We start from the raw sequence: 23,449 nt of genomic DNA on the forward strand, positions 1-23,449 counted from the left end.
ATGATGCTCGAGAACACAGCGGGATAGGCCGCATGCGACGACGACTCACGCACCCGGCGTCGCAGCGGGGCGCGTTGAGCCGCTCGAAGCCAGTCGCAGCGCGAGTAGTCACCGTTCTCGCTGACGAGCGCGGTGTCGACGGACGGCGTCCCGGCTGCCGCAGCGTGGCGAGCAGTACCGCTGGGTGCCGTTCCGCGAGGTGTCGACGACAACGTTCCTGCACGGGCGGGCGGCGCACCGGCCGAGGCGGTTCATGCCACGTGTGGTCAGGTGCAGTGCAGTGCCGACGCTGAACACGGCGTGCAGCACTCGCGGCAGGTCGTCGTCGACGTCGCGATAGTGCAGATGCCAGCCCTCGCCATTGTGGTCCGTCAGACGTGGATACGCAGTCGCGGCGGCCATCTGTTCATTGAGGATCGACGTCCGCTCGTCCGGGTCGGAACTGTCGACGACCCGGAGCCAGTCATCGAGTACTGCCCGGCAGCGGGCGTGGTCGTCGGGCCGCTCGGGAAAGGACATCGTCATGCCGAACTCACGGGTCCGCTCTACGATCCCGGCCTGCGTGTCAGGCCAGTCGTCGGCCAAGGAACGGGCGAGGAGCACGGCATACTCGCCGTAAGGGTTGAGATGCACAAGGCCATTACACCAGAGTGCGAGGCATGTCCCTCACCTCGCTGTCCTCACCCGTCTCCGGGGCGGCCGCCCTCGGGATGGCGCTCACCGCGCTGGCCATGGTCCTGACCCCCGGGCCCAACATGATCTACCTCGTCTCACGCAGCATCAGCCAGGGCCGCGCAGCGGGACTCATCTCCCTGGTCGGCACCGGCATCGGATTCGTCCTCTACATGCTGATGGCCAACCTCGGCCTCGCGGTCGTGTTCGTCGCCGTGCCCTGGTTGTTCATCGGCTTCAAAGCCGCCGGCGTCCTCTACCTGGCATACCTCGCATGGCAGGCCCTACGGACCGGTGGCCGAGGCGTGTTCGACGTCCGTGACATTCCCCGCGACAGCCCGGCCCGGCTCTTCCATATGGGGCTGGTGACGAACCTGCTGAACCCCAAGGCCGCAATCATGTACCTGACCTTGATCCCGCAGTTCATCGACCCGTCCCGCGGACATCCGGCCGTGCAGGGCCTGAGTCTCGGGTCGCTCCAGATCGCGGTGAGCCTCACCGTCAACGCCCTGATCGTCATCGCCGCCGGCGCCATCGCCGCCTTCCTCGAGCAGCGCCCGAGCTGGGCCACCATGCAACGCCGCATCACCGGCACCCTCCTCGGCGCCGTCGCACTTCTGCTCGCCCGCGAGGTGCCCGCAAGAGCCCGAGTCTGACCAGAAGCCCCCGGTCGAGAACCGGCCGGTGGCCAAGCGCTGCATCAGCCTGCGAATCGGGTTGTCAGAAGGCCCGGTTCAGCTTGGGGCGTGGCTCGTGATCGCCCGTCCACTGTGCGCCGCGTCCTCACCGCTGCTCGGCTGCATCGTCATTGCCGGGGAGGCTGCGGGCCGGGGTGTTGCAGGTCGAGTGCAGAGCCGCAGCGGGTGACCGGGGGAGTCGGTTGCTCATGTCGTCCGGACGGCGGCCCAGGCCATGGGCCTGATCGAACGGGCCAGGCGCCCGGGGCGTCCCGGCTCCTGGAGCGCGCGGAGCGTGCCGCCGACGGCCGCAACAACCGCCAGGCCCGCCACAAGGTGACTGCCCGGCGCGGAGGCCGAGCGGGCGGCCCGTGCCTAGGAACTAGGCCGGGCCCTTCCGTATCCGGATCCGGCGGGGGGAGCCAGGTGGCCGTCGTGCGGTAGCAGCGCCGTGGTCGGGATGAGTGGTGGGCTGAGCACAGAACTTCCTGTGCTCAGCCCGCCGTGTGCCGGGCGGCGGCCGCCGCGTCGATCAGTTCGAGGCCCGCGTCGCGGTGCCCGGCGATCGCGTCATACCAGTTGCGTAGCGCGGACCGGACATCGTGCACGAACTGCTGCGCGGCCGGGGCGAGTTCACCGGAGCGGTGCACCACGCCGAAGGGAGACTCGATGAGCGGGTCGGTCTCCACCACGCAGGCGCCCGCGTCCAGAGCGGCCGCGCACATCCGCAGCGGCAGGAAGGCCTGGAATCCGGACGTGAGCACGAAGGTCAGCTGGGCGGTCCGGCTGGGGACCGTCGCCCCGGTCACGGCATCCACCCCGTGGGCGACGAGCGCCGTGTGCACCGCGTCGTCCTCGTTCCGGGTGACCTGGCGGCGCACGATCGGCAGGTCACCGATCTTCGCGAGCGGCACGGCCCCCTCTTGGCCGGCCGGCGGCTGTCCCGGTGGCCGTACCAACAGCAGCCGTTGCACACCGAGTTCGATGAAACTGAGATCGCTGCGCAGTTCGGACTTCAGGGTGAAGCCGAGTTCGGCCTGCCCGTCGGCGACCGCCGCCACGAGCTCCTGCCGGGAACCGACCTCGCTGATGTCGAGCCGGACCGCCGGGTACTTGTGGGTGAACCCGCCGGCCCAGGAGGCCACGGCCTCGCCGGACATGTCCGGTGTGCACATGACGGTGAGGACACCGCCACCGACCTCGCGCGCGCTGCGCATCGCGTCCTGTACGGCGACGACGTCGTCGAGGACGCGTCGTGCCAGCGGCACCAGTTCCCGGCCGGGCGACGTGGGCACCAGGCGACGGCCGGTGCGGTGGAACAGCGGGACCTTCAGTTCACGTTCCAGGGCGCGGATCGAAGCGGAGACGGTGGCCTGTGAGAGGTAGAGCCGCTCCGCGGCACGGCCCAGGCCGCCGTGGCCCACGACGGCCAGAAAATGCTCGAGCTGTCTGAGCTCCACCGGTTCTCTCCTTCATGTGAGGAACCGGCGCCCGGCCCGCCAGGACCGCTGCTTACGCCGCGTCGGCCGGTCCGCGCGTGACACGGTAGGTGTCCGGAAGCGTGCCGTCCAACCGGACCTGGCGCGTCACAGCCCGGCCCAGGTTCCGTTCGTGAACGGGGGAGGAGCCCTCGTAGATGCGCAGGGCGCGCACGTCACGCCACATGCGGGGCACCGGATGGTCGCCGACGATGCCCTCGCCGCCGAGCAGTTGGACGCAGCGGTCCGCGACCCGCCCCGCCATCTCCGAGGCGAACAGCTTGGCGGCGGCGATCCGGTGGCGTGGCACGGTGCCGGTGTCGAAGGCCCGCGCCGCCTCCACGGTCAGCGCACGGGCGGCTTCCAGATCCGCGAAACACCGGCCGAGGTCGGCCTGCACCGCGCCGAGGTCGGCGAGCGGCGCCCCGAACTGGCGTCGCTCCGACAGATGCCGGGCGGTCTCCTCCAGCATGCGGGTGGACTGCCCGACGCAGGTGGCCGCGACGTGCAGGCGGGCGTGGTTGATGCCGCGCAGCGCGGCGGCGAACCCCTTTCCGACCTGTCCGCCGAGAATCGCGGAGTCGTCGACCCGGACATCGACCAACTCGATCTCGGCCACCGGGGCTTCGGCGTGCCCGTTCATCCGGCTCGGCAGGCGTGTCGTCACGCCCTCGGCGCCACGTGGCACGAGGAACGCGGTGACGCCGGCGGCCCCCTCGGACGCTTCGCCGGTCCGGGCGAACACCACCAGCTCGTCCGCCCAGTGCGCGTTGGTGATGTACCGCTTGCTGCCGTCGATGCGCCAGCCGTCGTCGACACGTCGCGCGGTGGTGGTCAGCGAGGCGGCGTCCGAACCCGCCTCGGGCTCGGTCAGCGCGAACGCGGTGATGTGTTCACCAGCGGCCATCTTCGGCAGCAGCCCCTCCCGCTGCGCGTCGGTGCCGTGGTCGAGAATGGCCTGCGAGCACAGACCGATCACCGTGGAGAACCGGGAGCGGTAGACGCACGACGCGCGCGTGAACTCCATGGTGAGCGCGACCTGTTGCGTCATGTTCCACTCCAGACCGCCGAGGCGTCGGGGGATCGACACCCCGAACAGCCCGTGCCGGGCCAAGGCCCGCAGCACGTGTTCCGGTACCGCGCCCGCCGCCACCATCTCCTCTTCGGCGGGGATGAGGATTTCATCGGTCAGCACGGCGACACGCGCCAGGTACTCGTCGAAGTCGAGGGCGAACACTTCGGGGTCGATCATGCGGTCTGCTCCTTCGGCGCGGCGGGTGATACGTCGGTCGGTGCGGCCGGTGAAACGTCGGTCGGTGCGGCGTGGGCGCAGGCGACGACTCCGGCCTCGGTCAGGGCGCGAATCTCCTTCTCGCTCCTGCCCAGTTCGGCGAGGACGCGGACGGTGTGTTCCCCCACGTCGGGCGCGGGTGGAGTCGTCGCGGGGCGTCGGCCGCCCAGCGAGAAGGGCGTGGTGGGCGCGGTGCCTCCGGGCCCTTCGCCCGGGTCGTACGAGCAGTGCGCGATCAGCCCGGACGCCCGCACGTCGGCGTCGTCCACGACCTCGTCGAACCGTCGCACGGCGCCGCAGACGATGCCCGCGGCGCGCAGCTTCTCCAGCGCCGTCGTCCGGTCCAGCTGCCCGAGGGTTCGGTGGAGTATGTCGAGCAACTCCTCGCGGTGACGTACCCGTTCGGGGTTGGAAGCGAAGCGGGGGTCGGTGACGAGTGAGGGTCGGCCGATCGCCACGCACAGGGCCGCGAACTTCTCCGTCGTGTACGCGGAGACGACGAGCGCTCCACCGTCGCGGGTGCGCACCAGGTCGGCGGCGGGCGCCGCGAGGGCCTGACCGTTCCCGCGGCGACGAGGTGCCTCGCCGGTCAGCTCGTACTCGGCCCAGGTGGCCGCCTGCGCGTGCACGACGGCTTCCATGAGCGAGGTCTCGACCACGTCACCACGCCCGGTGCCGGCGCGCTGCAGCAGCGCTGCCAGCACACCCGAGGTGAGCGCCTGGGCCGCCAGCACGTCCGCGATCGTGAAGCCGACGCGCTGCGGGTCGCCGCCCGCCTCGCCCGTGACGTCCATGACGGCGAACTCCGCCTGCGCGGCGATGTCCAGGCCGACCCTGCGCGCCGAGGGCCCTCGCGTGCCGAAGCCGGTGACGAAGCCGTAGACCAGCCGGGGGTGCCGGGCGAGGAGTGTGTCCGGGTCGAGCCCGAGCCGCTCGCTGACCCCGTGCCGGAAGTTGTGCAGGAGCACGTCCGCGGAGGCGACGAGTTCGCGGGCCACCGTGTGCCCGGCCGGGTGTCGCAGGTCGACGGCGAGACTGCGCTTGCCCCGGTTGTTGGCCCGCACCATGGCCGTCCCGAAGTGGCCGATGCCTCGTGCCTGGTCGCCCGTCAGGGGTTCGACCTTGATGACGTCGGCACCGAGGTCGGCGAGGTTCTGACCGGCGCCGGGCGCCGCGATGTACTGCCCGAAGTCGATCACTCGCAGCCCGGCCAGGGGGCGGACGCCGTTGGCCGCGGCGCTCACCGGGCCGCCTCCGCCACCGGTCGGCGGCGTGCGGTCTCGGCCAGCAGGACCTCGCGCGAGCGAGCCGGATTCAGGAGCAGACCGCCGGCGACCGCGAAGACGCAGATGGTGATGCCGACGACCAGGAACCCGTCCGCGTACCCCTGCGAGACGGTGTCCGCGGCGTCCACGATCACCCCGAGGAACCAGGGCGAGACGATCCCGGCGACGCTGTACACCGCGATGATGCAGCCGAAGAAGCCGGGCCGGTGCTTACGGGGCAGGAAGTCGGCGGCGCCGGCGAAGGCTACCGAGAACGCGACGCTGTTGATCGAGAACGCGGCGACCACGAGGGCCAACTGCACGATGCCCGGGGGGACTTGGGTGAAGGCGACCATGGCGACGCCCGCGAAGCACAGATAGCCCATTGTCAGCAGGCCCCGGGCGGCCCGTGCCGAACGGCCCGCCCGCAGCATGCGCCCGGAGATCAGCCCCGCGGTGAGCAGGACCACGATCGCGAGGCCGTAGGGCAGCGTGGCGAGCAGGCCGACCGTCCCGCGGGAGTACCCCATACCGTCGTGCAGGAACGACGGCAGCCAGGACACCTTCAGCGAGGAGATGAGGTACCCGGCGAAGGAGAGCAGCGCAAGCCCCCAGAAGCTGCCGGTACGCAACAACGAGATCAGCGGTACGTCGATGTCACCGTTCGGGTCCGGGTCGTCCGCCACCGGCTGGAGCGCTCCGCGCGCGGTTGCCTTCCGCGGCCCCATGCCCGGCTCGCGTCGGGTGACCATCAGCCAGACCACCGCCCACACCGCGCCGACAGCCACGAGGACCACGAAGGCCGCGTGCCAGCTCCAGGTCACGATCACCCAGGTGAGCAGCGGGGTGGCGAGCAGCGGCCCGACCGACGAACCGGCGTTGACGACAGCACCGGCGAACGCCCGCCGCTCGGACGGGAACCGGTCGGCGACGACGGACTGGCACAAGGCGTGCGCCGGGCCCTCGAAGAAGCCGAGCAGCATCCGCGACGCGATCACCACGGTCACCGTGGTCGGTACCGTCAGCGGCGCCATGCTCGCCACCCACGCGATCATGAGCCCCGCCGCCGACCAGCGCCAGCCGATCCGCCGGAAGAACAACGCCAGGACCACCGCGCCGGCCGCGAACAGCCAGAAGAACGCACTGGACATCAGGCCGTACTGGGCAGGGCTGAGCCCGAGGTCACTTTCCAGGTCGGGCGCGGCGAGTCCGATGGTCGCCTTGTCGGCGAAATTGAGCGTGAAGAAGGCCAGGAGCAGCCCGATGATCCACCGGTCCTTCGCGGAGACCCCACGACGGGGCCCGCTCCATTCCCCCGTCACGGCCGTCGCCTGCGACGCTGCGTGCGCGGTCACGTTCACCTCCACGGTCTCGCGCCACCGGACCCGATGGCGCACAGCACAGGCAATCGGAGGCCGGACGGGCGAACAAGCAGTGGTTTGCGCAGGGACCCTTCGATGATTCCGAAGTCTGCGGGTCCGCGGGTAAGGGTCCGGACCTTGAAGGCAGGCTTCTCGGGTCGGGCCGTACGTCCTCAAACGCGGTGCCGAAGGACCGGCGACGGATGACTTTGGTCCCGAACCGGACCCCTTGTACGACCCTTAAGATTTTAGTGTTGAAGGCAGGGTCGGCAGGGGGAGGGCGTCGTCAGGGCCGGGCTCAAGAGGGGGGCTCACCATCCATCCCGAAAGGCACCTCGTGTCCGTTCACGACCTGTCCACCAAGCCCCGCTCCGCGGAGTCCCGGCTCGACGCGGACCCCGACCCCCCGGCGGGCCTGCCGGGGGCGCTGCCGTCGGCCGCCGTCTTCGAGGGCTCCCCGCACGGCATCATCATCGCGTCCACGCTGGACGGCGGAACGGTCGTGTACGCGAACGGCCGGCTCGAGGAGATGTTCCACACCCCTGTCCCGACGGACAACGGCGGACTGGTCGCCGCCTCGCAGGCGCTCTTCGACCGCAACGGCGAGACGATGGCGTTCGACCAGTCGCCGCTCGGTATCGCCCTGCACCTGCGGCGTCCCGCACGGGCCGAGGTGCAGTACCGGGTCCCGGGCGAGCGGCCGCTCCGCCTCGATATCACGGCGACACCCCTCGACTGTGCGCATTACCCCGATCCGGTGGCGGTCGCCTACATCCACGACATCTCGCACCAGCACCATGCGGCGCTTGCCCTGGACGAGGCGAACGGCCGCCTCGAGCAGCAGCTTCAGGACATCACCTGGGTGCACGGACTGACCGAGCGGCTCACCGACCACGGCAGTGTCGACGAAACCCTGGAGCAGATGCTGGCCGAGGGAGCCCGGCTCCTGCAGGCGGACATGGGGGCGGCGCGGCTGTACGACGAGGAGGCGCGGGCCATGCGGACGCGGGCGACCTTCGGCCTCCCGGACGCCATGGAGGAGGCGCAGCGCCTCCTCGACGCGATCAGCACCACGGAGGACATGGTGGACACGGCCGTGCGGGCAGGTGGCTGGCTGGTCTTCGAGGACGTGCTGACCGATCCGGCAGCGGAGGGGGCACTGCGTGAGCTGGGGCGGGTCGCGGGCTTCCGGAGTGTGTACGTGCTGGCGTTGCACAGTGCGCGTGGCCGCAAGCTGGGCGCCGTGGCGTGGGCGTTCGGCCGGCCGGGCCGCCCGACATCGCGGCAGCGCCAACTGGCCACCACCTATTGCCGGTTCGCCGGCCAGGTCGTGGAGAACAATCGCCTCTACGAGCGCGAGCGGCGCATCGCGAGCACCTTGCAGCAGTCGATGCTCGCGCAGCGGCTCCCTGACGTCGAGGGAGTGCAGATCGCGGCGTGCAGCCTGCCCGGCGCACAGGGCATGCAGGCGGGTGGCGACTGGTACGACGTGATCAGGCTGCCGGAGGGCAAGGTGGGGCTCGCTCTGGGCGATGTGATGGGCAAGGGGCTCGGAGCGGCGACGGCGATGGGGCAGATGCGGACCGCGCTGCGCAGTTACGCGCTGGTGGAGGGCGAGGACCCGGTGGCGGTCCTGACGGACCTGAACGCGCTGACGGACGACATGGCACTGACCGAACTGGCGACGGTGCTCTACATGACGGTGGATCCTGAGCGGAGGCGGGCGACGATGGCCTCCGCGGGGCACTGTCCGCCCCTTCTCGTCGACCACTCGGGGGCAGAGTTCGTCCGCGCCGGGCAGGGAGTTCCGCTGGGTGTGGTGGCCGAGTGGCAGGCCGAGGAGGGTGCGTTCGACCTTCCGTCGGGGGCGCTGCTCGTGCTCTACACCGACGGTCTGGTGGAGCGGCGCGGAGAGGAACTGGGCACGGGCCTCGAGCGGCTGCGGCAGGCCGCGCTCACAGCGCCGGCCGAGGTCGGCGAATTGTGCGCGCATCTGGTGGAGCACTGCCTGGACGAGGGCGCGAACCCGGACGACGTCGCGATCCTGGCGCTGCGGGTGCGCTGACGCGACGGCCCAACCGAACGGAGATGCAGATGCTCGTGCGGTGCAACGGCGAAGCCCCACGGGCACGGGAAAGACCGCTGCTCCGCCCATGAACACCCGAGACATGGCATCCGATCGGGCCCCGGCCGTGACCCGGTACCGGGGGTGGCGCGTTGTGCGGGCGTGGAGATCTGGCTGCTCAATCACCTCAGCACCTTCGTGCTGTTCCTGCTCATCTGCGGCGGCGCCGTGTTCTTCGCGGTGTCCGGTTGCCTGCTGGTCAGACGCAGGCTGCCGCGCGTCGCCGACGGCACGTACAACGAAATGATCGGTGTCGTGCTCGGCATGTACGCCGCGATCTACGGGATCATCCTCGCGTTCGTCGTGGTGTCCGAGTGGGAGAGCCTGAGCACGGCCGAGGCGAATGTCGCCGCCGAGGCCAGCCAGACCGCCGAAGTCCTGCGCGAGTGCGCCGCGTTCCCGCCCGAGCAGCAGCGGCGGGTGTCCGCGGCCATGGGGACGTACGTCCACGCGGTCGTCGACAAGCAGTGGCCCCTGATGCGGGAGGGGAAGCCGGACCCGGGTCTCACCAACTCCGAGATCACCGACCTCTACTCGGCGTACCAGGAGTACGAGCCGCACGGCGCGAGCGAGGAGGCGTACTACGAGCAGTCCGTCGCGACCCTCGCCGACATCGCCACCGCCCGCCGCAGCCGCCTTGCCCAGGCCGGGCAGGAACTGCCGATCCTGCTGACCGTACTCGTGTACGGCGGAGCGCTCGTCATGCTGCCGCTGACCTTCCTCTACGGCATCGAAAGCCTCCGCGCCCAGCTGATGTTCATCACCTCGGTCGCCGCCCTGATCGGGGTGAGCCTGCTGCTCGTGCTCACCCTCGATCATCCCTTCGCCGGTGCCCTCTCGGTCTCTCCGGAGCCGTTCAAGGAAGGGGTACTGGCCCAGTTCTGGCGGTGAACCGCGGCACGGCGGACGGACGACGAAGTCGGACCGATCGCCTGCGCCGCAACAGGGTCGACCAGGCTGCGCCTACGCCGCGAGTGTGTCCAGGACTTCGGTGACGGAGGCGGGATCCAGAGGGCCTACGTGCGAGGCCTCGGGAAAGTTGTGTACGCGGAAGCGGTTGCCGGGTGTGAGTGCGTCGGCCTCCGCGATCATCCTGTCCTGGAGCGCAGTGGCGATCGTCCGGTCTTTGCCGAAGCGCATGTAGGTGCGGGGAATGCGTCCCCAGCTGCCGGCCCGGCCGACCGCTCGGCCCGCATAAGCGGCGATGGGCTCGTCGGTCTGCATGCCGGTCAGGATCCGGCGGAAGTCGGCGTCGGGGTAGTCCGCGCAGATCATCTCCTTCAGGAGGGCCAGTGCGCGGCTGTCACCTGTCCTGAAGTTCAGCCGCAGCACCCCGAGTTGGTCCGGGTCACCCACCGTCAGCTCAACCGGGCTGACGGCGTTGGTGTTCTCGGGTGCCGCCGTGCAGGCATCCGCTGTAGGCAGGGCACGGCTGGGGCAGAAGGCCGCCATGTAGCAGATGTGGTGCAGCAGATGCGGGACCGTGTTGCCGACACGGCTGACCGATACGCCGCCCAGGCTGTGCCCGACCAGCACCACCGGGCCGTTCCGTGCCGCGCGCCGCACGATGCCCGTGACGCGCGCCTCGTAGTCGTCCAGCCCGAGGTGCTTCAGCGGGGATGGCTCGACCGCCATCGCTTGGAGGTCCTGCCGTTGGTACGACTCCGGGACGAAAGCCTCCGCGCCATGGAGCGGCTGGTCCATCATGACGACGCGGTGGCCGCGCAGCGTCAGCTCCCGAGCGATCGGCATATAGAACGCGCCGGCGCTGTGGGTACCGTGCACCAGCACGTAGGTGGCGGGCCCGCGACGTGGCTTGGCCACCGCTGGTGAGGCTCCGAGCCCGCCGGCCAGGACCGTGCCGCCCACCGCGAGCCTCAGACCGCGCAGCGCCGTCCGCCTGGTGGTATCCGTTCGTTGTTCCTTCGCGGTATTCATCATGGTGCGACGCTATGAGCGGCCCGCTGACCGGACCAGCGGCCCAGCATCCCTGCGGGGGTGGGCCTGGCAACACCTTCGAACGCGGGGGTTGGGTCGCTGACTGGCTGTGACGTCCTTCTTCGGGTTCTGACACGGGCTCGGCGCGGGGATCCGTAACACGATGTCGAACTCCAGCCTGCCAGTCGGGTGTTCGGAGCTGCCGACGGGGCCGGACGCGCCCGTTCACCGAGTTCGTTGTCGAAGTGGATAACGTCGTCCGGGACGGCATGTCGCACGGGGAATTTCGCGAGGTCGGCGACGTGCACCTCGCAGTGGAGCTGCTGTTCGGCGTCATGTGCGCCGGCACCGAACGCAGGTGCAACGGGGCGTGCCCGCAGCGCAGTTGGCGCCGCCCCCGCCCGTGTGGTGGGTGCTATTGCCGTGCAGCGGACCTCTGTCTGATCACGCCCCTCGCGGGAGGTGCCAGGGACGCACCCCCCTGCACATCACCCGGGAGGCGACGCGGTGCCGGCTGGGAGGTGGAGTGTGCTGTCCAGGTGGAGGGCGTAGTGGGTGCAGCGTCCGTGGCGTTCCCGGCTGAGAGGCTGGCCTGTTTGAGGTCGGCGGCGATGCTCTGGGCGGTGTGTTCGCTGATGCGGCGCGTTCGCCCGCCGTACCGGCCGCCCTCCCGGTAATCGCGCAGGTAGGCATGGGGTCGGGGCGAGCGGGCTGGCGTCACCAATCGGCCCTGTGCCGTTCGAGGGCTACTACCTCACCGTCGAACACCTGAAAACCTGCGCTGGCGGGAGTAGACATTAGGCATGGGTGTGGTTATGGTTTCTCTCGTAAGCGAGGTCGAGCAGGGTCTGGCAGAGACGAACTGCCGGGCAGTAGTACCCGCATGTGCAGTTGCAGGACGGTGCGGTGGTGGAGTTCCGAAGCCAGGAAAACGTAGGACGGCGACGGGGCTGGCGGCCGGACCGGGTGGCCCGCAGTGATCAGGGGCCACCACCAGCAGTAATCGCAGTATCAGTAAGTGCAGTGCGCAGGACCGCAGTGAAACAAGTGAGCAGCACCTCGGTGAAGGCGTCGGCTGCGGACGCGCGCACCGGGAGGTTCGGCAGTGGGGTTCCAAGCCACAAGCAGGTGCAGGACGGGCGACGGGGCTGGCTGCCGGAGAGGTGGCGCTGGGACAGGCCACCAGCAGTACGCAGGAGAGCAGTACCAGCAGTAGGTAAGTGATTCATCTCAGAGGGAAAGAACGGAGGAGCGGGCGCCATCAGGATCGCCCGGGCGGAGTGTTGAGCCCGGGTACCGCAGGACATCGAACGTGAGGTGGTCTCCGGTCAAGCAACCGCGATCCCCGCACCCCCGACAGCAGTTCGGTCGGGGCGGCGGACACAGAAGGCTGGCGCAGTACGAGGGCCGGCAGATGGTGTAGCAATTCCTTCGGGGCCCGGGTGCAGATAGCGCACCCGGGCCCCTCCACGCGTTTGGCAGAGAGGTGCAATGACCGCAGACGACTCCTTCAACCGACTGGATGATGACGACTACCCCGCCTACACCATGGGCCGGGCCGCCGACATACTCGGCACCACCCAGAACTTCCTGCGCGCCATCGGCGACGCCCGCCTCATCACCCCGCTCCGCTCCGCGGGCGGCCACCGCCGCTACTCCCGCTACCAACTGCGCATCGCCGCCCGCGCCCGCGAACTCGTCGACCAGGGCACCCCCATCGAGGCCGCCTGCCGCATCGTCATCCTCGAAGACCAGCTCGAAGAAGCCCAACGACTCAACACCGACCATCACCGCACAGCTGGACTCTCTGCTCCGCCCGCGGGATGACGCAGCGCGAGCGGCCCTTCCCGACGCCCTGTTCGATGAGCCAGTCCGGGGCCGGCGGGCGGGTCGCCGCGGCGCGGGCCCTCTCTGTCTCGCGCCTCTCTGCCTCGCGCCGCTCTGTATCCGCGATCCACCGGCGCGTGCACGCGAAGTCGCCTTCCTGGACGCGCCCCGTAAGCGCAGCAGGTCGAGACGGGTGAGCAGTGGATCGGACGCAAGCCAGGCGACCATCGGCCCGCTCAACGCCGCGATCGGCGTAAACACGACACTGCTCGGGGCCGCTGTAGTGATCCTCGGCTGCACCGTCGCCATGCTTGCGGCGCGCGACGGCCGCGTGCTGCGGATCAGGACCGCAAGTCCGGCCGCCTCCGCCGTCGTGACTCACATTGGACGGCAGCATGACCGTGTGTACCGGGTGGATGTCACCTCGCCGAGGCGTCCAGCCGCGCGGCGAGGTCAGGGCACCCACAGGCACGACGCCGGGCGTACCGCCGACCATCGACGTCCTCGCAGTAGTGCGCAGCTTGTCCCCCGAGCAGTGGCAGGCGAGGACGGCGTCCGCACTGGCCAATCGGCGGCGACTGTGAAAATCGCTGTCCGGTCACTGGAGCGCGGTGATAGATATCCGGCGTGGAAAAGAATCCTGGGTTTTCTGACCTGCTGCGACTGATCGATGAACGGTCGACCGCCTTCCGCGCCGCGGTCGCCGCCGCGCCCGGTCTCGACGCACAGGTGCCGACCTGCCCCGGGTGGACGCTGCTCGATCTGGTGAAGCACCTGGGTGGGGGAGACCGTTACTGGGCTGCCATCGTCGGCGCGGGGCCTGCCGACGCTCCCTCGGCCGAGGCCACCGTGGCGCGCGCCGCTCTGGAGGCGCCGCGGGAGCGTGAAGTCCTGTTGCCCTGGCTGGCCGCGTCGACGCAGCTTCTGCTGAGCGCCCTGCGCGAGGCAGGACCGGACGCCGGCTGCTGGGCGTGGTGGAGTGCCCAACAGACGCCGCGGGCCTCTGGCGGAGTCGCCCGGCACCGAGTCCAGGAGAGCGCGGTGCACACCTATGACGCCCAGCTCGCCGCGGGCGCCCCGCAGCCGCTGCCGGCCGAGGTTGCCCTCGACGGTGTCGAGGAGTTTCTGTTCACCTGCGTCGCGACGCCCAGCGCTTGGCCGCACAAGCCCACGGCCTTCGACTTCCACACCGCCGAGGGCCGCTCCTGGCGCCTCACGGTCGACGGCGACGGCGCAGCCTCCATCCGCATCCCCGCGGCCACTGCCGCGACCGGCGAGGACTCGGACGCAGCCGGTGCCTCCATCCACGGCACGGCCAGTGAGTTGGTCCTCTACTTGTACGGCCGTATCCCGGACGAGTCCTTGCACGTCGACGGAGACGCAGGGCTGCTCGACCTGCTCCGCGCCTGGGAGCCGGAGGAGTAGGACGTAGCGGGCCGGTCGGTCGCGCCTCGAGCCGGTAGGACACGACTCTTCGCCAGGTTCGTCAGCCGCGGCACCGGGCGCGAACCCCGAGGCGGCCTCGGGGCGTCACCAATCCGGCCGACTACCTGGCCAGAGCTCGAACTCACGACCTCCGCACGATCAGAGACGAGTACGTCGATTTCCGGCGGTTACCAGCTATTCGGGACGACCTCATCTCTGGCGACATCGACACTTCGTCGGCGGAGTGAGCGGAGAGGCTGCTCGTCTCCGTGCTGCCGTTCGAGATACTTCGGACGACCTATCCATCCTGGTGAAGCCTCTCAACTCGCCCTCAGGAGAGCTTTCTTGAAGAAGAGCAGCATGACCACCGGCACACCCCTCGTCATCGGTACCGTGATCGCCGCCGCGAGCATCGCCCAGAGCAACTACGGCGGCGCCGCCTTCGCCATCGTGACCTGTGCGATCATCTCGCTCGTCCCGCATGGCAGGTATGGCCGTTATTGACGATGTTGAGCGCCAGTACTGACACTTCGGACGACCCGGGTCCTGCCGCCGGGCATCCCTCACATAACTCCGGTGCAACGAGGCAGCGATTCGGGCCGCCATGGACCGTCTGCTGAACGGAGGCCCTGCACACCGCGGGCGACCTCCCGGATCCCCGGGAGGCCAAGATCGCACGGCTAAAGCCGAGAACGCCGCCCTGCGCGCCCGCCTCGCCGGCCAGGGTGAGTCGATCGAGATCCTGACCGAGTTCAAGACCTGCGCGCTGTCCCGAATCGCCGCTCAGTACAGGGAGATCACCCGGGTACGCAGCCCCAGGGCCGACCAGTACGCCACCTGGGGCCCGCCTCGTGGTTGTTTCCTGTGGCTCCCCGACCATCGGCTCCAGAAGCTGACGCACCGTACGAACGGTCAGTCACTGTGCGGGAAGGAGCTCGGCGAGCAGAGCGCGAATCCGCGTTTCGATCTCGTCCCTGATAGGGCGGACGGTGTCGACGCCCCGACCGGCGGGGTCGTCCAGCTTCCAGTCCAGATACTGCTTGCCCGGGAAGACCGGGCAGGCGTCCCCACAGCCCATCGTGATCACGACGTCGGACGCCTGGACCGCCTCGGCCGTCAGCATCTTGGGCACCTCGGCCGACAGGTCGATCCCGGCCTCGGCCATCGCCTCGACGACCGCCCGGTTCACGGTCCCGGCCGGCGCGGACCCGGCCGAGCGGACCTCGACCCGGCCGCCGGACAGGTGCGTAAGGAAGGCGGCAGCCATCTGCGAGCGTCCGGCGTTGTGCACGCACACGAACAGCACCGACGACCTGGCGGATACGGTTTCAGACACGAGTGGAACCTTCCTCGACGGTGGCCAACGGGTCGGCCACCGAAGCGGGTTGGGAGAAGAAGCGGCGGGCGGCCAGCGCGACGTAGACCAGCGCGATCAGCACCGGCACCTCGATGAGCGGCCCGACCACACCGGCCAGGGCCTGGCCGGAGGTCGCGCCGAAGGTGGCGATCGCCACCGCGATGGCGAGTTCGAAGTTGTTGCCCGCAGCGGTGAACGCCAGCGTCGTCGCCCGTGGGTAGTCCAGGCCGACGGCCTTGCCCAGGGTCATGGACCCGGCCCACATGAGGGCGAAGTACACCAGCAGCGGCAGCGCGATCCGCACCACGTCCAGGGGCCGGGAGGTGATCGCCTGCCCCTGCAGGGCGAACAGCACCACGATCGTGAACAGCAGCCCGTACAGGGCGAACGGCCCGATCCTCGGGAGCAGTTTCGTCTCGTACCAGTCACGTCCCCGGGCCTTCTCGCCCAGCCTGCGGGTCGCGAATCCGGCGATCAGCGGGATGCCGAGGAAGATCAGGACTGAGCGGGCGATCTCCCACACCGACACGTCCAGGGTGGTCTGTTCCAGGCCGAGCCAGCCGGGCAGGACGGAGAGATAGAACCAGCCCAGGGCGGCGAACGCGATCACCTGGAACACCGAGTTGAGGGCCACGAGCACAGCGGCGGCCTCGCGGTCGCCGCAGGCCAGGTCGTTCCAGATGATGACCATGGCGATGCAGCGGGCGAGCCCGACGATGATCAGCCCGGTCCGGTACGCGGGCAGGTCCGGCAGGAAGATCCAGGCAAGGGCGAACATCACCGCAGGGCCGACGAGCCAGTTGATGACGAGGGACGGGACCAGCAGGCGCTTGTCGCGGGTGACCGTTTCGAGGCGGTCGTAGCGGACCTTGGCCAGCACCGGATACATCATCACCAGCAGGCCGAGCGCGATCGGCAGCGAGACGCCGGTGACTGTGACCTTCGCCAGTACGTCGCCCAGGCCCGGCACCAGACGGCCAAGCCCGAGGCCGACGGCCATCGCCACGAGGATCCAGACCGCCAGGAAGCGGTCCACCAGCGAAAGCCGCCCGGCCACCGAACCCGCCGGGGCGGCAGCCGACGTGGTCACGAGGCCGCTCCGGCAGGCGCGTTCGGGGTCTGGACGTCGGAGCCCTGGGGGCGCGTGAGGGCGGCGGCGAGCCTGTCCGTCATCGCGGGCAGTGGCCGGTAGTACACCCACGTCCCGCGACGTTCGGAATCGATCAGCCCGGCCTGCTTCAGCAGTTTGAGGTGATGGGAGATCGTCGGCTGCGACAGATCGAACGCCGGGGTCAGATCGCACACGCAGATCTCCCCGCCCTCACGCGAGGCGATCATCGACAGCAGGCGGAGACGGACCGGGTCACCCAGGGCCTTGAACACCTTCGCCAGTTCCTCGGCCTGGTCCTGTTCCATAGGCGCAGTCAGCATGGTCGGGCAGCAGCCCGTCTCGTCCTGACCGAGCACCACCAGTTCTTGTTTCGACATGCTTCTATGTTGACGGGCTTCGATTCAGGTCGCAAGGTTGCATCGAGAAGCATCAATACAAACCGGCTCGGGCCCTGTCCTCACGATCAAGGAGTCACCGCCATGACCCAACCGATCACCGACCTCCGCGAGACCGTCCGCCGGCGCTACGCCGCAGCCGCCGTGCAGGTCACCGAGGGAGGAACCGCCTGTTGCGGCCCTCAGGCCATCGAGATCGACGACAACTTCGGCTCCACCCTCTATGCGGCCGACGAGCGCGACACCCTGCCCGCCGAGGCAGTCGCCGCCTCCCTCGGCTGCGGAAACCCCACCGCGGTAGTCGGCCTCCACGAGGGCGAGCGCGTCCTGGACCTCGGCTCCGGCGGCGGCGTCGACGTACTCCTCTCCGCCCGCCGCGTCGGTCCCACCGGCAAGGTGTACGGCCTGGACATGACGGAGGAGATGCTCGCCCTCGCCCTGGCCAACCAGAAGAAGGCCGGCGCCACGAACGTCGAGTTCCTCAAGGGCGCCATCGAGGCTGTCCCGCTGCCCGCCCACACCATCGACGTCGTCATCTCCAACTGCGTCATCAACCTCTCCACCGACAAGCCCGCCGTCTTCGCCGAGATGTTCCGCGTCCTCGTCCCCGGCGGCCGCATCGGCATCTCCGACGTCGTCGCCGACGACACCCTCACGTCCGCCCAGCGCGCCGAACGTGGCGACTACGTCGGCTGCATCGCGGGCGCGCTGTCCTTCGCCGAATACCGCGCGGGCCTCGAAGCCGCCGGCTTCACCAGCATCGAGATCAACCCCACCCACGCGGTCGCGGACGGAATGCACTCCGCCATCGTCCGCGCCATGAAACCCACGACCAGCAACAAGACCGAGGCGAGCACAGCCGACGACTCCTGCTGTGGCGTCACCGCCTGCTGCACACCCGCCGAACAGGCCCACGACCCCAACCGCAGCGTCACCGAAGCCAAGAGCGCATCCGGCTGCAACTGCAGTTGACAGCACGCCGGTTCGACGTATCACCCATGGAGCAGCACTGCCGCGGTGTCAAGCCCCAACGCGGGGGCGTACCTGCCGTGCCAGTGGCGTTGGCCGGCGAATGGTCGCACCAGCAGTACTGCCTGGTGGTGAAGGTGCTCGTCGGAACCACACGGCACGCGGTCGTCAGCGGGACGCGAGCGCGACCGCCCGAGGGCGCTGACTGTTGGGGTCGCCGGTATCCATGACGCTGATGTGGGCGGCAGGGCTACGCTGACCCAATGATCGCGGATGGCGCTACGGACAAGGGCAGCGTGACCACGGTGCGGCGGATCGGAGAGACGATCCGCCGGCCCGTCGGCGAGTGGACGTCCGCGGTACACGCCTTGTTGACCCATCTGGAAACGGTGGGCTTCACTCGGGCTCCGCGGGTCCTTGGCACCGACGGCACCGATGAGGTGCTGTCGCTGGTGCACGGCGAACCCGCGTTTGCGCCTTGGCCGTCGGCTCTGCGATCGACCCTCGGAATCAGCGAACTGGGGTGCTGGCTACGCGAGTACCACGACGCTGTCCAGGACTTCCAGCCGCCGGCCGACGCACGATGGCAGGGCCAGGAGGACGCCTGGAGTCCCGGCATGATCATCAGGCATGGAGACCTCGGTCCATGGAACTCCATCTGGAACGGCGACCATCTGGCCGGTTTCATCGACTGGGACTTCGCAGCGCCCGGCCATGCCCTCGACGACCTTGCACAACTGGCCTGGTACGCCGTGCCACTGCGCCCCGTCGAGCAGCAGCGAAGAGCAGCAATCGCCGGTGAGCACACCCTTCGGGGCCGCCTCGACGCCCTTTGCGCCGCGTACGGGGCACGGTCGGCAGATGTACTCGATGCTCTGGAGGGCGTCCAGTCCCGCGAGGCAGAGCGCATCGAACGACTCGGCCTCCAGGGCCACGAGCCATGGGCAACCTTCCTCGCCCGCGGCGATGCGTCCGAGATGCTGGCCGAGCGATCTTGGCTCCGACCGCAACGCACGGTTCTCCTCGGCGGTTCGGGCAGCTGATCACGGCCCGGCCCGGCCGACCTCAGCTGCCCGTTCCCGCGATGGCCGGCCCCGTTGCCCGGCGGTGCTCAGGACTACATCCCCACACCACACAAGGGCGGGCCGAGTCGACCAGCCGCCATCCGACCGGGACTGACCAACCGCGCAGACTCCTCGCACACGTGCGCGACGCTCAATCTCGTCGACTTCAATGTTCGTGAGGACCGCAGAACGACACCCCAAGTCATCGACAAACGCTCTCAGGAGACAGGAGACAGGAGACAGGAGACCGGAGACCGGAGAAGCGAGCACAGCCACTCCTGCCTGCATCTGCCAGATGTACCTTCACCAGGGCGCTGGTTGGTGGCTGTGCGGCATCGCATCGTGGTCGGCATGACGGATGCAACGCAAATACCGCTCGGCGCTCGTGGGTGGCTGGTTCTGCTCACCCTGTGCGGCGCCACGTTTATCACCGGGCTCGACTACTCGATCATCACCGTAGCCCTGCCGGAGATCGGCCGTGACCTCGGCTTCGCCACCCCGGCTGCCCTGCAGTGGGTGGTCACCGCCTGCCTGTTGCCCACAGCGGCTCTGATGCCGCTGTTCGGCAGGCTGTCGGATCTGACCGGCCGGCGGCGGCTGTTCATCGCTGGGGTCATCGCCTTCACCGGGTTCTCGCTTGCCGCCGGGCTCGCCGCCGGACCCGGACTTCTCATCGCCGCCCGGGCCGGACAGGGCATCGCGGCCGCGGCGATCGGCCCGACCGCGCTGGCTCTGATGACCTCTGCCTTCCCCGAGGGCCCGCAGCGCACCAGGGCGCTGGGCGTCAACGGAGCACTTCTTTCGCTCGGCTTTGTGATCGGCACGATAGGCGGGGGAGTGGTCACCAGCGGCCTGAGCTGGCGCTGGACCATGCTCATTCTCTTCGGCATGGGTCTGCTCGTGCTCCTCGGCGCCCTCACCGTTGTGCGCGACACCCGCCGCAGCCGGTCCGCCCGGCTCGACGTACCTGGTGCGATCCTGGCCAGCGGCGGCCTCTTCGCGCTGGTCTATGGGATCACCACCGGCGGTGAGAAGGGCTGGCTGAGCCTGCCCACCCTGATCTCGCTGGTCGGCGCCGCGGTGCTGCTCGGTGGTTTCCTCGTCGTCGAGGCACGTCACCGTGAGCCGCTCGTCCCGCTGCGCCTGCTGCGCCGTCCCACCGTGAAGTGGGGCATGACGATGGGACTGGTCACCTTCGGGATGTGCGGCGGGGCGACGCTGTTGCTGAGCATCTACATGCAGCAGGTCGTCGACTGGACCGCGCTGCAGACCGGCCTCGGATTCGCCGCCGAGGGTGTCGCCGCCCTGGTCGCGGGCACGATGGCCGCGCGGCTGATCAGTGCTCGCGGGGCCGGCGCTGCGATCGCTCTTGGTCTCACAGTGCAGGGTCTGGGCACCACCGCAATGGCGCTGCTCCCCGTGGACGGCAACCTCACCCTGCTGCTGGGTACTTCGGCTGCGATGGGCTTCGGACATGTGCTGGCCGTGGTGGCTGCCGTCACCACCATCACTTCCGGTCTCGACGAGTCCGACCAGGGGATTGCCGGAAGCCTGGCGCAGATGCCGACCTTCATCGGGGCGATCGGCGTGGCCGGGCTGAGCGCGATCGTCGCAGCCCGTGCCGAGGCACTGGCGCCGACCACCACCCAGGTGCTGGCGACGCTCGGCGGACTGCATACGGCGTTCCTGCTGGCGGGGGCCGTCGCGCTGAGCGGAGCGATGGTGGGCGGGACAGTGCTGCACCGCAGCCGCGCGGGCGAGCGGGAAGACGTGCTGGCGGCCTGAGAGCCCGCGTCCGAACGCCACCTTCCGGCGCCGCCCCTTCATCAGCAAGGGCGGCGCCGACGTCCTGCACGCTTTACACCACGGTATCGAGCACCAGCTCCGCCAGCCGCCGCAGCCGTTCCTGCGACGCCGACCCCGGGTCCGCCTGCAACATCGTCACGCCCTGTCCTTCGTCGTCCGGGGTGCGCAGAAGTTCCGCGGTGAGGGTCATGGCACCTACCTGGGGATGCCGGTACTCGCGCGAGATGGAGGCGCAGTTGCTCACGGGATACTCGGCCCACATCTCGCGGAACTCCGGGCTCTGTTCCTTCAGTTCGTCGATCAGCGCCAACAGGTCCTCGTCGCCGGGGAATCTGCCCATCGACACCTGTAGGTACGCGATGTCGTCCCGGGCCTTGGCGGTCCAGTCGCCGTACAGGCCGCGGGCGAACTCGAGCTCCAGGAAGTCGATGCGTATGAAATTGGGCGGGCGGCCCGCAGACTCGAACGGCCAGTGCGGTGCCAGCAGGGCGTGCGCGAGCGGGTTCCAGGCGAGAATGTCCCCACGGCGGCCGACCGCGATGGCCGGAGTGTCGGTGAACGCCCTGACCATGTGCGTGATCCCGGGCCGTAGTACTTCGGGTTGCACTGTCTCCTGTGCCTGCACGACGCGCGCCAGCCGGTGCATATGGCGGCGCTCGTCACCGTTCAGGCGCAGGGTGCGGGCCAGGGCGTCGAGGACCTCGTCCGACACGTTCGGGGCCTGGCCCTGCTCCAGCCGGATGTAGTAGCCAACGCTCACCCCGGCCAGCGGAGCCAGCTCCTCCCGCCGAAGCCCGGTCACCCGGCGCCGTCGTATCCCGCCGGGCAGCCCGAGCTCATCGGGCAGCAGCCGAGCCCGTCTGGACCGCAGAAACTCGCCCAGCGCAGAAGATGGATACATCCCACCAGCCTGACATGCACGCGCTGTTGGCGCTCCAGCCTTTTCAAAACTTCCTTCTGGCTGGGGCGACGTGAGGGAGGCCACCGTCCGGGTGAGGCGGCGTGAGCAGGAGGTTGCGGCATGAGTCTGCGCGACGAACGCCCGCTGCTGTTCCTGGACGTCGACGGAACTCTCCTGCCGTTCGGCGAGGGCCCGCAGCGCGAGCTGTCAGACACCGCGACAGATTCGCACCTGACACGGCACGACCCGCGCGTCGGGCCTCGCCTCGCGGGTCTGCCGTGCGAGCTGGTCGGGGCCACCACCTGGGAGGAGGCGGCGAACACCGACATAACACCGCGGCTCGGCCTGCCACCCCTGCCGGTGTGCACTGGCCGGAACCCTCCGAACCCAGTGCCGGCGCGGAGAGAGACGTGGCCGATGTTCTCCTCTGCCGGGCGTTCCCCCTGCCCGTGGGTGCCCCTGGTGGCGCTTGGCGGAAGAGGGGCTGGTGCAAGCGCGACCTCCGGCGGCGTGCAGTTGCCGCGGCATGTGGACACGGGTGGCAGCGGACAGTTCGTCGTTTTCCGGATTGCGGGCGGCCACGGCGTTCGTTGTCGGCGTTGCGGCCCGCCGACGGCCCGGCCACGCTCACCTTGACGGCGGGATTATGCGCGGGAAGGGCGAGGTGAGAGCGGTGGATCAGGTCCAGATGAGACTGATACGCGAACGCGCCGAAGCAGCGCGGCACCTCGCTCGCGAACTCCGCAAGAAGAGCCAGGAGCAGCTGGCGACGGCAGACCGCACACCGCAGCGCCTCCCACTACTGACCGACCGAATGCAACTGGACCCCGTCGAGGCGCCACCCGTGGGGGGCCCGGAGGCGGAGCTTTCCCCACATGCAGGCACCGCGACACTGGAGCCATGCTGACCGCGGCTACCCGCTCAACTGGCGGACCGGACCGTCAGGTTGAAATGGGCTCACTGCCCCGCCGCTGTCCGCGAACGGCGCCGCAGGGCGCAAGACCCCTATGCGCAGCAGCGCCTCGCCCCAACGCACCCGACAGACACCGCATTGGGGAGGAGACATCGGGCAAGTCGCCGCAATGAGAGATCTTCATCCGGAGATCGCAGGTCGCGGGGCTGCCCAGCCAGCAAACAGCCCAGTCCAGGTGGGCCAGCGGCGCGAAGGTCCGCATGCTGATGCGCCAGGGCCGGTGCAGTCCAAGCAGATCGTGCCGAGGATCCGGCTGCCGACGGTGACCGGAGAGATCACGCGCGGGACGCCGTGCCAGCTGTCCGGTCGGGCGGCACGGGGCGTGGGCGAGGGGGAGCTGCAAGTCACCCGGGGTGGGCGGACGCTCATGGCACTGATGCCGATGCCCCCTCAAGAACCCGGAGACACGAGGTGACGTTCGATACCCGGGAGCAGAGTGCTGCCTCGACACGTGACGATGCCGCAGCGAAGGTAGCCCAGCTGAAGAAGGAGATCGTCCAGCTGAAGCAGGCGGTGATCGCGCACGCCGACGTGGGCCAGGCGATCGGCGGAGTGGGCCGGCCTCTCACACCCGCCGACCGGCGTGGCCCGACCCCGCTGTTCTGGTCACCTGTCCGCCCGTACGGAGGGGTCGACCTGGGCATGGACGCCTGCCCGTACCTCGCCGTTGCCACAGTGCCCGGCCCGCACACCCCGGCGGCCAGATCGGGCGGCGCGGGGGTGACCCACCCCGGGCGGCTTCTCCCGGACGAACTGGCGGTGACGCCGAGCATGTCGGTGGCCCTCTGCCAGGCTTCGTGCTGAGGCGGTTCTC

Annotated in this window: 20 protein-coding genes; 10 read left to right on the forward strand and 10 right to left on the reverse strand. The window is 69.6% G+C overall.

Going from position 1 to position 23,449, the window contains the following annotated elements:
• Positions 1-108: 108 nt before the first annotated feature.
• The gene (locus ACIREE_RS27165; RefSeq protein WP_404157343.1) at positions 109-633 is read right to left on the reverse strand and encodes a CGNR zinc finger domain-containing protein; all 525 of its coding nucleotides are present in this window, start codon (positions 631-633) and stop codon (positions 109-111) included.
• 26 nt (positions 634-659) lie between these two features.
• Between ACIREE_RS27165 and ACIREE_RS27170 the strand changes: the two genes are divergently transcribed.
• On the forward strand, positions 660-1,328 hold the full coding sequence (locus tag ACIREE_RS27170) for a LysE family translocator (protein ID WP_404157344.1): 669 nt from the start codon (positions 660-662) through the stop codon (positions 1,326-1,328).
• A 515-nt stretch (positions 1,329-1,843) separates the two neighbouring features.
• On the opposite strand, the gene ACIREE_RS27175 is transcribed toward ACIREE_RS27170, so the two are convergent.
• The 4 genes from ACIREE_RS27175 to ACIREE_RS27190 are packed head-to-tail and all read right to left on the reverse strand — an operon-like array spanning position 1,844 to position 6,738.
• Positions 1,844-2,809: a LysR family transcriptional regulator gene (locus tag ACIREE_RS27175; protein ID WP_404157347.1), complete on the reverse strand. Its 966-nt coding sequence runs from the start codon at positions 2,807-2,809 to the stop codon at positions 1,844-1,846.
• A gap of 52 nt (positions 2,810-2,861) precedes the next feature.
• The gene (locus ACIREE_RS27180; RefSeq protein ID WP_404157350.1) at positions 2,862-4,079 is read right to left on the reverse strand and encodes an acyl-CoA dehydrogenase family protein; all 1,218 of its coding nucleotides are present in this window, start codon (positions 4,077-4,079) and stop codon (positions 2,862-2,864) included.
• Complete coding sequence (locus tag ACIREE_RS27185) at positions 4,076-5,362, reverse strand: CaiB/BaiF CoA transferase family protein (RefSeq protein ID WP_404157352.1); 1,287 nt, start codon at positions 5,360-5,362, stop codon at positions 4,076-4,078. The genes ACIREE_RS27180 and ACIREE_RS27185 overlap by 4 nt, the downstream gene beginning before the upstream one ends.
• Complete coding sequence (locus tag ACIREE_RS27190; protein WP_404157355.1) at positions 5,359-6,738, reverse strand: MFS transporter; 1,380 nt, start codon at positions 6,736-6,738, stop codon at positions 5,359-5,361. The genes ACIREE_RS27185 and ACIREE_RS27190 overlap by 4 nt, the downstream gene beginning before the upstream one ends.
• A gap of 343 nt (positions 6,739-7,081) precedes the next feature.
• Between ACIREE_RS27190 and ACIREE_RS27195 the strand changes: the two genes are divergently transcribed.
• A complete protein-coding gene (locus ACIREE_RS27195; RefSeq protein WP_404157358.1) occupies positions 7,082-8,809 on the forward strand; it encodes a SpoIIE family protein phosphatase in 1,728 nt (575 codons plus the stop codon).
• A gap of 162 nt (positions 8,810-8,971) precedes the next feature.
• Positions 8,972-9,760 (forward strand): DUF4239 domain-containing protein, encoded by a 789-nt coding sequence (locus tag ACIREE_RS27200; RefSeq protein ID WP_404157361.1) that lies wholly within the window; start codon positions 8,972-8,974, stop codon positions 9,758-9,760.
• 72 nt (positions 9,761-9,832) lie between these two features.
• On the opposite strand, the gene ACIREE_RS27205 is transcribed toward ACIREE_RS27200, so the two are convergent.
• Entirely contained in the window at positions 9,833-10,738 is a 906-nt protein-coding gene (locus tag ACIREE_RS27205; RefSeq protein ID WP_404157685.1) for an alpha/beta hydrolase, read from the reverse strand.
• A gap of 1,560 nt (positions 10,739-12,298) precedes the next feature.
• On the opposite strand from ACIREE_RS27205, the gene ACIREE_RS27210 reads away from it, so the two are divergent.
• From ACIREE_RS27210 to ACIREE_RS27220, 3 genes are all read left to right on the forward strand, one after another.
• Positions 12,299-12,634 (forward strand): MerR family transcriptional regulator, encoded by a 336-nt coding sequence (locus ACIREE_RS27210; RefSeq protein ID WP_404157364.1) that lies wholly within the window; start codon positions 12,299-12,301, stop codon positions 12,632-12,634.
• Positions 12,635-13,261: 627 nt separating this feature from the next.
• Complete coding sequence (locus ACIREE_RS27215) at positions 13,262-14,059, forward strand: maleylpyruvate isomerase family mycothiol-dependent enzyme (protein WP_404157366.1); 798 nt, start codon at positions 13,262-13,264, stop codon at positions 14,057-14,059.
• A gap of 345 nt (positions 14,060-14,404) precedes the next feature.
• Positions 14,405-14,563: a hypothetical protein gene (locus ACIREE_RS27220; RefSeq protein ID WP_404157369.1), complete on the forward strand. Its 159-nt coding sequence runs from the start codon at positions 14,405-14,407 to the stop codon at positions 14,561-14,563.
• 412 nt (positions 14,564-14,975) lie between these two features.
• Here the strand turns inward: ACIREE_RS27220 and ACIREE_RS27225 are convergent, their stop codons facing one another.
• Genes ACIREE_RS27225 through ACIREE_RS27235 form a run of 3 tightly spaced genes read right to left on the reverse strand, consistent with a single transcriptional unit; the run spans position 14,976 to position 16,904 of the window.
• On the reverse strand, positions 14,976-15,395 hold the full coding sequence (locus tag ACIREE_RS27225) for an arsenate reductase ArsC (protein ID WP_404157372.1): 420 nt from the start codon (positions 15,393-15,395) through the stop codon (positions 14,976-14,978).
• On the reverse strand, positions 15,388-16,506 hold the full coding sequence (gene arsB, locus ACIREE_RS27230; RefSeq protein WP_404157375.1) for an ACR3 family arsenite efflux transporter: 1,119 nt from the start codon (positions 16,504-16,506) through the stop codon (positions 15,388-15,390). The genes ACIREE_RS27225 and arsB overlap by 8 nt, the downstream gene beginning before the upstream one ends.
• Positions 16,503-16,904: an ArsR/SmtB family transcription factor gene (locus tag ACIREE_RS27235; RefSeq protein ID WP_404157378.1), complete on the reverse strand. Its 402-nt coding sequence runs from the start codon at positions 16,902-16,904 to the stop codon at positions 16,503-16,505. The genes arsB and ACIREE_RS27235 overlap by 4 nt, the downstream gene beginning before the upstream one ends.
• 102 nt (positions 16,905-17,006) lie before the next feature.
• On the opposite strand from ACIREE_RS27235, the gene arsM reads away from it, so the two are divergent.
• The 3 genes from arsM (at position 17,007) to ACIREE_RS27250 (ending at position 20,740) form a co-directional block, all read left to right on the forward strand.
• The gene (gene arsM / locus ACIREE_RS27240) at positions 17,007-17,894 is read left to right on the forward strand and encodes an arsenite methyltransferase (protein ID WP_404157381.1); all 888 of its coding nucleotides are present in this window, start codon (positions 17,007-17,009) and stop codon (positions 17,892-17,894) included.
• Between the two features lie 260 nt (positions 17,895-18,154).
• Positions 18,155-18,934: a phosphotransferase gene (locus ACIREE_RS27245; RefSeq protein ID WP_404157384.1), complete on the forward strand. Its 780-nt coding sequence runs from the start codon at positions 18,155-18,157 to the stop codon at positions 18,932-18,934.
• 372 nt (positions 18,935-19,306) lie between these two features.
• The gene (locus ACIREE_RS27250; protein WP_404157688.1) at positions 19,307-20,740 is read left to right on the forward strand and encodes an MFS transporter; all 1,434 of its coding nucleotides are present in this window, start codon (positions 19,307-19,309) and stop codon (positions 20,738-20,740) included.
• Between the two features lie 73 nt (positions 20,741-20,813).
• Here ACIREE_RS27250 and ACIREE_RS27255 read toward each other — a convergent pair whose 3' ends face one another.
• The gene (locus tag ACIREE_RS27255) at positions 20,814-21,662 is read right to left on the reverse strand and encodes a helix-turn-helix transcriptional regulator (RefSeq protein WP_404157386.1); all 849 of its coding nucleotides are present in this window, start codon (positions 21,660-21,662) and stop codon (positions 20,814-20,816) included.
• A 1,384-nt stretch (positions 21,663-23,046) separates the two neighbouring features.
• Here ACIREE_RS27255 and ACIREE_RS27260 point away from each other — a divergent pair.
• Positions 23,047-23,439 carry a hypothetical protein gene (locus ACIREE_RS27260; RefSeq protein WP_404157389.1) on the forward strand — a complete coding sequence of 131 codons (393 nt, stop codon included), beginning with the start codon at positions 23,047-23,049 and terminating at the stop codon, positions 23,437-23,439.
• Positions 23,440-23,449: the final 10 nt, after the last annotated feature.

The organism is Streptomyces sp. NPDC102467, from assembly GCF_044765445.1.
Taxonomy (GTDB): Bacteria; Actinomycetota; Actinomycetes; order Streptomycetales; family Streptomycetaceae; genus Streptomyces.

What these genes read in the sequence shown, in the direction of transcription:
- ACIREE_RS27170 (WP_404157344.1), top strand. Translation starts at nt 660, where the DNA reads ATGTCCCTCACCTCGCTGTCCTCACCCGTCTCCGGGGCGGCCGCCCTC.
- ACIREE_RS27180 (WP_404157350.1), bottom strand. Translation starts at nt 4,079, where the DNA reads ATGATCGACCCCGAAGTGTTCGCCCTCGACTTCGACGAGTACCTGGCG.
- ACIREE_RS27210 (WP_404157364.1), top strand. Translation starts at nt 12,299, where the DNA reads ATGACCGCAGACGACTCCTTCAACCGACTGGATGATGACGACTACCCC.
- ACIREE_RS27235 (WP_404157378.1), bottom strand. Translation starts at nt 16,904, where the DNA reads ATGTCGAAACAAGAACTGGTGGTGCTCGGTCAGGACGAGACGGGCTGC.
- arsM (WP_404157381.1), top strand. Translation starts at nt 17,007, where the DNA reads ATGACCCAACCGATCACCGACCTCCGCGAGACCGTCCGCCGGCGCTAC.
- ACIREE_RS27245 (WP_404157384.1), top strand. Translation starts at nt 18,155, where the DNA reads ATGATCGCGGATGGCGCTACGGACAAGGGCAGCGTGACCACGGTGCGG.
- ACIREE_RS27250 (WP_404157688.1), top strand. Translation starts at nt 19,307, where the DNA reads ATGACGGATGCAACGCAAATACCGCTCGGCGCTCGTGGGTGGCTGGTT.
- ACIREE_RS27255 (WP_404157386.1), bottom strand. Translation starts at nt 21,662, where the DNA reads ATGTATCCATCTTCTGCGCTGGGCGAGTTTCTGCGGTCCAGACGGGCT.